Source organism: Acrocarpospora phusangensis (genome assembly GCF_016862995.1).
GTDB classification, from domain to species: Bacteria; Actinomycetota; Actinomycetes; order Streptosporangiales; family Streptosporangiaceae; genus Acrocarpospora; species Acrocarpospora phusangensis.
This window is the reverse complement of sequence record NZ_BOOA01000067.1, coordinates 30,780-43,306: the sequence shown is the minus strand read 5'-3', so window position 1 is coordinate 43,306 and position 12,527 is coordinate 30,780. Positions and strand designations below refer to the sequence as shown.

Here is a 12,527-nt window from a genome sequence, read left to right as displayed (position 1 = left end):
GGTAGTTCGTTGAATCAAGGTGGCTGGTAGAGACATAGGCCGTGACCAACGTGAACTGTGTCGATCAATGCTTGCAGGTCAGCGGGTGGGGGCGCTGTTGACCAGGCTCGCCACCAGCGTGTGAGCGTAATGGCCGGGGTCAGCCAGCTGCGGACCGCGCGCAGCGTGTGGGGCCAGCTGGGGGCCGGTGAGAACGGCGGGACGGTTCGCGGCGGCCGTAGGGCACGGCGGTCGTGCCTGGCCGCGCTCCGTGATGTCCTCGGCCGCCCGGGTTGTTCGTCGAGCAGTCGCCGATCCCGTCCGCTCGCTCGCCGCGCGTCTGTCCGGGAACGTTCGGCCTCGGCGCGTGCGTTGGACGGTCGGCGGACCGGGCTGGGCGGGAGGAGGAAGCGTGCGTCGCAACTGTGTGCGTACTGCGGTGCTTCTGGGCGCTCTGTCCGGACTGATCCTGCTGGTGGGGGCGTGGTTCGGTGGCACCACGGGGGCTGGGGTTGCCCTCCTGGTCGCGCTCAGTGCCAGCGGCGTAGCGTTCCTCTTCTCGGATCGGATCGCCTTGGCCGCCATGCACGCGCGACCGGTGGGCGAGGTGGAACAGCCTGACTTGTACGGGATCGTTCGGGAGCTCTCGTGTGATGCCCGGCGTCCAATGCCCCGGTTGTACCTGTCGCCGACCAACCAGCCGAATGCCTTCGCGACCGGCCGCAATCCCCGCGATGCGGCTATCTGCGTCACGCGCGGGCTGCTCAATCTGCTGGATGAGCGGGAGCTGCGTGGGGTGATCGCCCATGAGCTGACGCATATCTACAAGCGAGACATCCTGCTGAACTCCGTCGCGGGTGCTTTGGCCACAATGATCACCTACTTCGGGTACTTAGGTGTGATCTTCCGGGGCAGCGACGGCTTCCGCCGCGGCGGGGGTTATCGCGGCGACGCTGATTTCGGTCGCAGCGACGATTTCGGCAGCGATGAGGGCTTCCGCCGCGGTGACGGGTTTCGCGGCGGTGATGTGTTTCGCGGCGGTGATGGGTTTCGCGACAAAGACGATTTCCATGGCGGCGATGGTCTCCGCGGGAGCGGCGGCATTCACGGCAGTGACGATGTCCGCGACAGCGGCGGTTTCCGCGGGAGCGGCGGTTTCCGCGGGAGCGCCGGGTTTCGCGGGAGGAGCAGAGGCGACGAACCGCCCGGCCTGGCGAGCACGCTCATCCTGCTCACCCTCGGTCCAATCACCGCCACGATGATCCGCCTCGCGGTCGCTCGCTCCCACGAGTTCGCCGCCGACGAGGCCGCAGCCCGGCTCACCGGCGACCCTGGCTCCCTGGCCAGCGCCCTCCGCAAGATCGACGCGGGTGTGCATCACCTGCCACTTCCCAGGAAGGCCCAGATCGTGGCCGCCGGCCACATGATGATCGCCAGCCCGTTCGCCGCCTGCAGCTGGTTCGCCACCCACCCGCCCACCACGGAGCGTGTGGCCCGCCTGGAGCGTATGGCGGGCCGCCAGCAACGCTGACAAACCAGGCCCGGCCCGCCGCCTCCCCTGAAGAGTCTCCGGCTTATGAGGTCGTTCAGCTCCGGGTCGCCTTGTCGTGGGCGGCCTTGTCCTTCTTAAGAATCTCCGCCTACCATTGTCGCCGGCTATCGCCGGTTGTCGCCGGATGGAGCGCGGCAGGCTTTCTCTTAGGAGTCTCTAGGATTCTCCGCGTTTTGGAAGTCTCCACGTCTCTTGGGAGTATCCGCCTCAGGCGCTTCCGCCCATCGAGCGCCTGATCCTGCGAACGGTGGCCGCTACCAAGCGTCCGCCTTCCTTTAGTAGGTCGGCGTCTCTTGGGGAGTTCGCTTCCCTTGGGATCCTCCGCCTCCTTGGGGAATCTTCACCGGACACACGTCCCGTGATCATCCGCGCTGGCGCCCAGCGCAGGTCCGGTAAGGTAGGTCCGCCCGGCAGGGCAAAGGGTGGGCGGGTGGGAACATCCACTCCACAGACAGCCCCCCGAGCGGGACCTCAATCCCCAGGCAACCGATAGTCCCAGACCTTGGACTTGATCGTGAACGAGTCGGTCCGCTTGGTCACCCCGGTCCCGGCCGACACCTCCCACGACGCATTCTGGGTAGCCGTGTAATCCGCCACATCATGGAACGTCCGCAGCGTAAGACGATCCCCCGAATCCCACTGCACGTGCTGCACAACCTCCCGCTTCGGAACCGACACGTCGATCTTTCCCCCCACCGTGTCATTCGCCAGGTCGTACAGCCGCAACGACGTACCCGCAATACCACTCACGACCACCGCCATCGTGGTCCCATCATCAGCCAGCGCCACCGGCGAATTGTTCGCCACAATCTGCGGCACCACCTGACTGTTCACCGCGTTCCCCGCCCTGTCGTACGCGGTATACGTCCACGTGTTCTCACTCGTGTACCGCGACGTGAGCACGTACTCCCCCCGAGCGCTGACCGAATCCACCGACTCGTTCCCCTTGAACGTACGAACGTCCCCGCTCGCCACATCCACGATCAGCGACTCCCGCCGAGCCGCCTCCTCCAGGTAATCGATCACCAACACCGCCCCATCACCCGACAGGAACGTTCCAACATCGGACATGTTCATGCCCGCCGGAACCTTCGCCGCCTTCGCCGGAAGGGCGATCACCTTGTTCGTAGACAGATCCCGAACAACGAGCTGCCGGTCGGCCTTACGGAAGTAGACGGCCCGCCGTCCATCACCACTCAGATGAATCGGCAGCGAAGACTCCTTGTCCACCTTGTTCCCCGTCACCTGGAAAACCTGAGCGTCCTCCAGTACCACCTTCTTGCCATCACGCAGGACCACGGTCCACGACCCGCACGGCACCCGATAATCCTTTTTCGGGCAACTTTGCAGCATCGCATAACGCGCACTCGCCTCCGCATTACGCGCCGTCCCGCTCTCCGCACCCGCAACAGCCGGTGTACCCGTGACGGAAACCACCGCGATCGCCAGAATCGCCAGTCTTTTCATCGCCATTTCCTTTCGTCACTTGAAGTAGATGCGGCCGTACGCCAAAAGGTTGTGTAACGAATCGATAACACAAGCTCGCGTACACACGACGAACGCGATCCGACAGAACCATGAAACCGAGACCAAGCACCCTGACTCTGTGAACACGTCACCACACACCGGACCCAACCAGCCGAACCGTACGACCTCCTGCCGCCGCGGCATGCTGGAACGCTTCCGCGCGGGTGACGAGGCCGCGTTCACCGAGATCGGGGCCCGTTACCGCCCTGCCCTCTTCCGTACCGCCCTGAATCTCCTCGGCGACGCCCACCTGGCCGACGAGGCCGTCCAGGACGCCCTCCTACGAGCCTGGCGCAACGCCTCCAGCTTCGACACCGACCGCGAAATCGCCCCCTGGCTCTACCAGATCGTCCGCCGCTGCGCCTACAGCGTCCACCGCCGCGCCAGCCGCTACCCCACCACCACCGAACTCCCCGACACCCTCCCCGCCCCAACCCCAGACACCGATATCTCCGATTCGGTCCGCCAGGCCGTACAGAATCTCGAACCAGACCACCGTCGGGTGGTCGAACTCATGTATTTCGAGGGCCTGACCCAGCAGGAAGTCGCCGCACGTCTCCGTGTGCCCATCGGCACAGTGAAATCACGCGCGGCACGGGCGCATAATCGCCTCGGCGAAATGCTGACACGCATTTCATGACATAAGTTTCCTGCGTCATCGGCGATTCTGCTGAATGATGGTGCGTCTGACCGAGTATTTGAGAAAGGTGGATAACGGTCCGGACGCCTGATCACCGCGCTGGACCGGTGCGGGGTGAGCATGGTGAGGTGCAGCGCGATCGCCGCTATCCCTCTGATCTGACCGACGCCCAGCAGGCCCTGATCGAGCCGCTGCCACCTGCCCCGAACAGCGGGTGGCCGGTCTGAAGCGCTCCCGCCGTGGCATCGTCGACGCCATCGCGTACGTGGTGCGAACTGGCTGCGCCTGGCGGCAACCATCAATCGACTCCCGCCCTGGCAGACCGTCTACTGATACTTCGCCGTCGGGAGGAGGCCAGGGCCACCGAACAGATCCTCGCTGTGCTACGCCGCCGCGTCCGCGCGCAGCAGGGCCGGGACGGCGAACCCTCGGGGGGATCAACGATTCTCAGAGCGTCAAGGGCGCCGATACCGTCGGCCGGGACTCGCCCGGCTATGGCGCGAACAAGAAGATCACCAGATGGAAGCGGTTCATCGTCACCGAAACCCTGGGCCTGCTGCTCGTGGGCTGCGTGATGGCCGCCTCAGTGCGGGGACCGCGACGGCGCCAAGACCACGCTGCTCTCGCTGTGCCCGGTCACGCTGGTTCGGTTTTGTCTACGCCGACGCAGGCTTCGCCGGACGGCTGGTGGAGCGCATTTGCGGACACACTGCATATCGTCCGCAAAGCGCCAGGACATGTGGGATTCTCCGTGATCGTCCGAGGGTGGCTGGTGGAACACTCGCTGGCCTGGTTGACTGCTCACCGGCGTCTGGCCCGCGACTATGAACACCATCCGGCGACATCCGGGGCGGTGATCCGCTGGGCCGCGATCTCCGGCATGGCACGCCGTCTCACCCCCGATCATTCCGCTAGACGCCAGCAAAAGCTGGCGCTCATCCGCCATCGTGATGTTCTCAAACACTCAGTCGGACGTTTCCTTCGTCGTGCCAATATCGGATTGCTGGTGGAAGCCTTCGATCTTGCGGCCGGCGGCGAAGCTATCGGTGATCATTTATCGACGCCCGTGTGTCCAGCGATGAATGGTCGCAGAGCCGGAGATCCATGCCGGTCTTCGATTATCGGACCCCGGGGCTTCCCTCCTAAAAGAGAGTTTCTCCTCCAGGTGGGGATACCGAGTGCGCGGGATTGACCTGCTGCGGTCAAATCACTTTTTTTGGTACACGTGTGCGAGAAATGGTCAGTCAATCGGAGTGGTGTTCAGCACATCTGCGAAGGTGAACTGAGGACGGCCTTGCCGGGTGATGAACCCATCGGCAGCCCATCTCAAGGGTCGATATCGGTCCGAACAAAACCCCAGCGAACCGAACACGGTTAGAGCTCGACTAGCCTCCAACTGGTCGGCTCATGTCACTATGAAGGGTCGTCTTGCGTCAGTGCTTCGGCGAGGTGCTAGGAGAAGATCATAAAGATGGCCGGGCATTCCCATGGACTCTCCCTACTCATGACATGCGACAGGCTCATCAGAGCGGGCGTCCGCGTTGCCGGAAGGGCACAGTCTTGAGCGGGGAAGTTGATCCTGTCGAGGTGATCAGGAAGTCCGACCCATACTTTTTCATCACCTACCCGAATCCAGGGCAGTTCCCTGGCCTTGAGGTGCGCCAGCATCTGGATGACGTCTTCAGCAGGCTCTGCGAACATCTTATGAATATGACGAGTTTTCCCAAAGGCCAGAAGGATCCCCCGGGGTACATCGACAAGATCTCGATCCCGTCGGGTCACGACTGGTGGAAAAACATTCTCTCCAAACTCGCGAGATGTCGGATTCTGCTGCCCCTGTACTCCGAGCGATATTTCACCAGCACCACCTGTGGGAAAGAATGGCATGCCTTCTCCATACGGCAGAGACTGCACGAAAAAGCAACCGGCGGCACTCCACACGCCATCCTGCCCATTTTGTGGACACCGATGGCCCCGGAAGACATGCCTAGGGTCGCGCAAGAGATCCAGTCGCACACCCTGGGCATGCCCGCGCTCTATCACAGCGAAGGGCTCTACGGGCTAGCCGTCAACCGTGCCTATCGAGACGAATATGAACTCGCACTGTGGGGGATTGCGAAAACCATAGTCAACAAAGCAAGAAGTACACAACTCCGCGCATGCGATCCGGAGATTTTCCAGGACCTGGAGAACATCTTTGACGAGGAGGACCCAAAGTGACCGCGATCGCGCGAACGATGGATCAGATCTGAGGAGCTGCTTGAGCGATGATCAGAACTGACCCTCGCCCGTTTTTCTTCATCAGCCACTCGACTGTCGACCCGTCTGTGCTCTTCCGCGTCTCTCGCGATCTCACTTCCCGCGTCGCCCAGGTGATCAGGAGTACGCAGGAGGCGGCACGGGGCTTCATCGAGTTCAGCACGGATGACCATGCGGACACCGCCTCCCTCCAGGCGGTCTCGGCCTGCCGCGTCCTCGTGCCGTTGCTTTCCCCTCGTTACCTCGAAGACAGACGATGCGCCATGGAATGGGGTGTCTTCAATCGCCGGCTCAACGACCTCCCCGTACGGACCGCCCCACCCATCGTCCCGGCGATGTGGGTCCCCATATGGCCGAGCGAGATACCGGAGGAGATTCTTGAGGTTCCGTTCGACCCTCTCGACGTCGGCGGCGCGTACGCGGAATTCGGCTTGTACGGGCTGGCGACTATGACACAGTATAAGAAGGACTACCGAAACGCGATAGACAATCTGGGAGAACGCATCGGCGCCGCCTCGCGGATCGATTTACCCGTGGGAGCCGATCAGCCCACGGGACTGCCCAGTTCTTTCTCCCGGTCGCCCGACCGGACTCCCTTCCGTATCTTCGTCGCCGCCTGGACGGCCGAAACCGCGCCGCCCGGCGTGGACTACGGCCAATATGGCGAATCGCCGTTGAACTGGGCTCCGTACGCCGACCAGTCCGCCAAACCGATCGGTGAATCGACCGCGCAGATCGTCGAGAACCTCAGGTACGAAGCACAGGTCATTTCCTTCGAGGACTCGCTGGACCAGATCATGGCCGAAGAGAGTCCGGCCGGGCCGGGGATCCTGTTATTGGACCCGGCGATGCTTTCCGATCCCGAAATGGCTGGAAAGCTTAAGCGACTGGACGCGCTACCCCGTCCCTGGATCCGCCTGGTGATCCCTTTACCGTCACGCGGCGCGGGCGCTTCCGATAGCGTGGTCGCGCTTGGGCGATGCATCGAAGAGGTGTTTCCCCAGCGGTCCAGGGAACAGCGCGCACGTGTCCAGGAAGCACTCACCGGAATCCGGGACATCGCAGACTTCGAAGTTATCCTCACTGCCCTGATCGATATCGCCGGCAGGCAGTACTTGAAGGCTCGGTCCCAAGCTTCTGGGCAGCCCCAACGGGAGCGATTCGAGCGCCCGCCACTGTTTGGTTCCGCGCATGATGATGGAGGTAGCAGTGGGCGACCATGACGGGCAAATCGTAACGTTCTACTCGTTCAATGGCGGAACGGGTCGAACCATGTCACTCGCGAACACGGCCTGGATCCTCGCGAGCAATGGCAAGCGTGTGCTCGTAGTGGACTGGGACCTCGACTCGCCTGGCCTCAATCGCTTCTTCCAGCCCTTCGTGGATCCAGAGGAAGTCGAATACGCGGATGGCGTCAGTGAGATGCTCGCGGACTACGCACGGGACGTCATCCGCAACTCGGATCCGCTGCCGCAGTTCCTCAGCGCCCAACTCGCCAAACTGAGTGTCCCTGTGCGCATTAACTGGGACCATTTTCCGGGGGCGGGATATCTTGATCTCATGTCCGCGGGACGGCAGAACCGCGCCTACACCTCCCAAGTCTCCAATTACCAGTGGGACGAGTTCTATTCTGACTGGTCCGGAGGTCAGTTCCTCAAGGCGCTGCGTGAACATTGGAAGTCCGCCTACGACTACGTCCTCATAGACAGCCGCACCGGTCTGAGTGATCTATCCGAAATCTGTACCGTAGATCTCCCGGACACGATCGTCGTCTGTTTTACCTTGAGCAACCAGAGCATCGAAGGCGCCGCACAACGGGCCAACGTGATCGACGATCGATTCACCAGAATCCGGGACATTCGCATCCTACCGGTCCCGATGCGCGTCGAAGAGAACGAGAAGGAGAAGGCCGACATAGGGCGGGCGTTCGCACAGAGCCGGTTCAGCCGATTCCCCCGTGGCGCCAACCCTCAGGAGGTCCGGAACTACTGGGGGTCTGTCCAGATTCCCTACCGGCCCTTCTACGCCTTCGAAGAGATCCTCGCTCCCTTCGGGGACCCGCCCGGTCAGCAGTACTCGATGCTCTCGGCCTTCGAAAGACTCACGGCGGAGATCACCCATCAGGAGATCACGTCACTGCCGCCAATGAAGGAGGAACTTCGCCTGCGTTACCGGCGGCAGTTCGTCCGGCACCCGGTGACGCACTCGACCAGCGTCGCGATCAGTTACGTGCCGGAGGACCGGCTCTGGGCCGAGTGGACCAAGGTCGTCTTGCAGAACGCGAACATGCAGGTCGAACTGCTCAACATCGAGCGGCTGGCCGACGACGAGATCGGGGTCGCCATGAGGGCCGTCGATCACACCGTGGCGATGGTGTCACCGGCCTACCTGCGATCGCAGAACGCACAGCACGTCGTCGATCTCGGCCGGGACCTTGATCCTACTGGTACCAAACGCTTCTTCACTTCCATCAGGATCAGCGACGTCGCGATCAGGAAAGGTCACACCGAACACGCCGTCGTCGACATCTTCAGGATCAGCGAAGCTCAGGCGGAATCGACCTTGTTGGACCTCTTCGGGCGGAACAACCTCCTGTTGTCCAGCGGACCGCGCCACAGCAGCCTTCCCCGCTACCCCGACAAGGCGCCCGACGTCTGGGAAGTGCCGACCCGGAACGCCTCCTTCACCGGCCGTGCCGACCTTCTGGAAACGATCAGAGATGAACTGACCGGCAACTCAGCCGGAAGGCCGCTGGCCCTGTACGGCCTGGGCGGGGTAGGAAAGACCCAGGTCGCCCTGGAGTACGCACACCGCTTCAAGTCGGACTACGACCTCATCTGCTGGGTCCCAGCCGAGCAGGTCGATGCCATCGCCTCCACCATGGGCGACCTGGTCCAGCACATGGACGCACAATCTCTCGACAACAGCCTGGAGCCCGCCCAGCGCGTCCGCGAGGCGCTGCGCAAGGGAGACACCTTCAAGAGATGGTTGCTGATCTTCGATAACGCCCGGGAGGCCGAGGAGATCGAGCGCTACATCCCGAGCGACAGCGGCCACGTGATCATCACTTCACGGGATCCTTCCTGGAACCAGCTGGCACGTCCGCTGGAAGTGGCCGTGTTCCAGCGCAGGGAGAGCGTGGCTCACCTGATGCGGCGGGCAGGTGAGTCGAACATCACGACCGCGGACGCGGAACTGCTCGCGGACGCCCTCGGGGACCTGCCGATCGCCATCGAACAGGCGGGCGCCTGGCTGCGAGAGACGGGCGCGAAGACCGCCGACTACGTCGACCAGCTGAAGGGGAGAGGGCTGGTCGTCCTCGACCTGAACCCTCCGCGCAACTACCCGACCTCCGTCGCCGCGACGTGGCAGGTCGCCTACGAACTCCTCCGTGAGCGGTCCCCCGCATCCGCACGGCTCCTTGAGCTCCTCAGCTTCTTCGCAGCCGAACCGGTAAACCTGGACCTGGTTAACAGCGCGGCGATGCGCCGTTGCCTGTTGCCGTACGACGAAGCCCTGCAGGAGCCCGTGGTCATGGGGCGGGTGATCCGGGAACTCGGCCGGCTGGCACTGGCGAAGGTCAACCCCAGCCAGAACTCGATCGAGGTGCACCGCCTCGTTCAGGCCGTTGTCCGGGAGACGATGGACAGTCAGCTCCAGAACGACACCATCCACGAAGTGCACCGGGTTCTGGTGGCCGCCCGCCCCAGCGGCGCACAGACCGACTCGCCGGGCAGCCGGGCAGCTTTCAACATGATCTGGCCGCATCTCTGCCCGTCGCAGGCTTGTGGATGTGACGAGGCCGAGACACGGCAGCTCCTCATCGATCGAGTCCGGTACCTGTGGCAACAGGGAGAGTACGAGGTCAGTCTGGAACTCGCCCGATCGGTCAAGAAGAACTGGGACGAGACTCTCGGTGTGGACGATCGGCAGACGTTGCACCTTCAGTCCCAGATGGCCAACGTACTCCGCTCCCAAGGCCATTACCGAGACGCCAGGGACCTCGACACAGTGCTGCTGGAGAAACAACGGGGGTTGGTGGGGAACTCTCATCCCCACACTCTCGCCACCGCCGCGGGACTGGCCGCTGACATCCGCGCGATGGGCGATATCGCAGTCGCCCTGAAAATGGAGATGGACACCTACAATCTATGGAAGGAAAACTACGGCGAGAACAACGCGAAGACCCTCGATGCCGCGAACAATCTGGCCGTCGGTTATCGCCATATGGGTGACTACAAGTCGGCCTACGAGATCGACCTCGACACTCTGGGCCGACGCAGAAACGTTCTGGAGAATTCGCATCCAAACATTCTTTCGTCGATCACCTCTCTGGCCAGAGACGTTCGAGAGCTCGGTGACTTCCGTAGAGCTGTCAAACTACTCCGAGACGGCGTCGCGGAGTACGAGGGGACGCTGACCCTCGACGACCCGTTCTTCCTTCGCGCTTCCAAGAGCCTCGCCGCGGCGCTTCGGGTCGCGGGGGAGTACGCGGAGGCGTACAAGGAAATTCAGAAGACATACCAGCACCTTGAAGGGCGTGTCTCCAAGAGTTCTCCCGACTGGTTGTCCTGCACGCTGGAACTCGCCTGCACGATGGCGACCAACCGGCGTATCAAGGAGGCGGTGCGGCAATGTGAGCAGGTGATGAGGCTGTACACCACGACGTTGGGAGCCGAGCATCCCTCCACGCTCACCGCGACGAACAACCTGGCGATCTACCTCGCCGCGGGGGGCGATGTGGGCGGTGCCCTCCGTATCGCGGATCGCGCTCTGCAGGCATTCCGCCACAACCTTCCGGAGAATCATCCGTTCACTCTGACGTGCGCGGTCAACGTGGGCGCCCTGCTCGTACGGCAGGAACAGCCGGCACAGGCGCGCGAGTTGCTGGCGCAGACGCTGGAGGCGATCAAGCAGACGCTGAGCGAGGACCACCCCGACCATCTGATCTGTGCCAGCAACCTGGCGATCGCGACGGAGCAGGCGGGGGCGTCGAAGGTCGCGCAGAACCTGCGGCAGGATCTACTGAGCCCGGCCGCTGCCGTGTTCGGTGACAGTCATCCCGACTACCTGGCGATCCGAGATGGCGGCCTTTGCAGTCGCCCACTCGAGCCTCATCAGTGGTGACTACCGGCCATCAGCGGTGAGGTTGCATATGTAGGCGGACTGGCGAACTCGGGTCCATCCGCCGTGAGCCAGAGGAGGAGGTCCGGGAGCGCGTCCAAAGCATGGAAATGGGCGGCTCTCGGCTCTCTCCGCACGACGGAATTTCGGATGCGCTGTTTCAGCCAGTTGGTGTGCGTGAGTGGAGAGAAGACATCGTCCATGCCATGCCACAGCATGGTGGGACAATCGATCGTGGAGACCTCGAAACCCCACGGCTGGACAAATGCCATGACGTCGTCGGCCCAGCCCGCCGCCTGCTGTTGTACTGCTTCGACGTAGCTCTTCTCGATGACCGTCCTCAGGGCTCCGTCGCGGAGAACTCTTCGGTCGGCGAGGGGCATTTCCGCGTACAGCGAGTCGATCAGTTTCCACGGATGCTCGGCGATCCTCATCGCTTCCGGCGTGAGTCTCTCCTCGACCACCTCACGCCCATCGGTTGAGGCCACTTTGTACTTCAGCTGATTGGACGCTGACATGTCCTGGTACCAGTCGAGTCCATCGGCGTCGTGGGGCGCCAGGCTGACAATCGCCGCCACGCTGGAGACCCTGTCAGGGAGAAGAGCCGCGCAGGCCAGGGCATGCGGACCGCCACCGGATCGGCCCACAACGGCGAAACGCTTGATGTCCAAGTACGCGGCGATGGTTTCTACGTCAGCTACGCAGTCGGCGACCCGACGACCTTCCCTGCGCGTGGACTTGCCGTAGCCGGGGCGATCGTAAGTGATCAGACGAATGCCGAGACGGTAGAGCAGGCTGTCACGCGGAAGCGGTCCCAGTCGGCCGCCGGGAGTTCCGTGAAACATGAAGACGGGACTCCCGTCCGGCATTCCCCGCTGCTGGAAGGCGAGAGAACGATCGCCATTCTCGATCACCTCGTCCAACGGTTGCCCCCTGCGGCACGACTCCACGCTTGGCCGACCAAGTGGCTGGGAAGGTGCACTCCAAAGAACATCACCAGGCAAGGCGGCTCGCCTACAAAAACCTATCCATAGCATATAGTCCGATACGTGATTATTCAACCATAAGGCCGAATTGCCGTATCGATGGTATTAGTGCTGACACGAAAGGCTTTCTGTTGCCCAATTCTGCTGATTTGAGAGAATATTCAGAAGGGGAGAGAGGGGACCCAATTCCTGGGCGACGAGAGCCTTGGGTGTACGCCTCACCTGGTATGGCCTGGACGAACCCAGGGCACAAGGCTGCCACAAGCATTGGCGGCCGTGTGCCCTGAGTGTGTTCTGTGATCCAAAGCCTGATCTTTAGCCGGCGGAGTAGTGCCCTGTGACCCGTTGGCCTGCCGAAGGTCATCGTAGATGGTCCGGCTTGATCAGCCCGCGGTTCAGTCCCGCAGCGATGTTCAGGGCGCGAATCCCCCAGGTTGAAGGTCGAACTAAGCCGGGACGA

The 12,527-nt window shown here is 62.7% G+C and carries 7 protein-coding genes; 5 read left to right on the top strand and 2 right to left on the bottom strand.

Annotated features, from left to right (window positions below; all coding sequences use genetic code 11):
• The first annotated feature begins 391 nt into the window (after nt 1–391).
• Nucleotides 392–1,510: a M48 family metalloprotease gene (locus Aph01nite_RS31070; protein WP_204044595.1), complete on the top strand. Its 1,119-nt coding sequence runs from the start codon at nt 392–394 to the stop codon at nt 1,508–1,510.
• A 492-nt stretch (nt 1,511–2,002) separates the two neighbouring features.
• Here the strand turns inward: Aph01nite_RS31070 and Aph01nite_RS31065 are convergent, their stop codons facing one another.
• On the bottom strand, nt 2,003–2,998 hold the full coding sequence (locus Aph01nite_RS31065) for a hypothetical protein (RefSeq protein ID WP_204044594.1): 996 nt from the start codon (nt 2,996–2,998) through the stop codon (nt 2,003–2,005).
• A 202-nt stretch (nt 2,999–3,200) separates the two neighbouring features.
• On the opposite strand from Aph01nite_RS31065, the gene Aph01nite_RS31060 reads away from it, so the two are divergent.
• From Aph01nite_RS31060 to fxsT, 4 genes are all read left to right on the top strand, one after another.
• A complete protein-coding gene (locus Aph01nite_RS31060; RefSeq protein WP_204044593.1) occupies nt 3,201–3,698 on the top strand; it encodes an RNA polymerase sigma factor in 498 nt (165 codons plus the stop codon).
• Between the two features lie 1,587 nt (nt 3,699–5,285).
• The gene (locus Aph01nite_RS31055; protein ID WP_204044592.1) at nt 5,286–5,918 is read left to right on the top strand and encodes a TIR-like protein FxsC; all 633 of its coding nucleotides are present in this window, start codon (nt 5,286–5,288) and stop codon (nt 5,916–5,918) included.
• 47 nt (nt 5,919–5,965) lie between these two features.
• Complete coding sequence (fsxC, locus tag Aph01nite_RS31050) at nt 5,966–7,180, top strand: FxsC protein (RefSeq protein ID WP_204044591.1); 1,215 nt, start codon at nt 5,966–5,968, stop codon at nt 7,178–7,180.
• Nucleotides 7,167–11,084: an FxSxx-COOH system tetratricopeptide repeat protein gene (fxsT, locus tag Aph01nite_RS31045; protein WP_204044590.1), complete on the top strand. Its 3,918-nt coding sequence runs from the start codon at nt 7,167–7,169 to the stop codon at nt 11,082–11,084. Before fsxC ends, fxsT begins: the two co-directional genes overlap by 14 nt.
• Here the strand turns inward: fxsT and Aph01nite_RS31040 are convergent.
• Entirely contained in the window at nt 11,075–11,995 is a 921-nt protein-coding gene (locus Aph01nite_RS31040; RefSeq protein WP_239162114.1) for an alpha/beta fold hydrolase, read from the bottom strand. The two genes, fxsT and Aph01nite_RS31040, sit on opposite strands and share 10 nt — an antisense overlap.
• Nucleotides 11,996–12,527 lie beyond the last annotated feature (532 nt).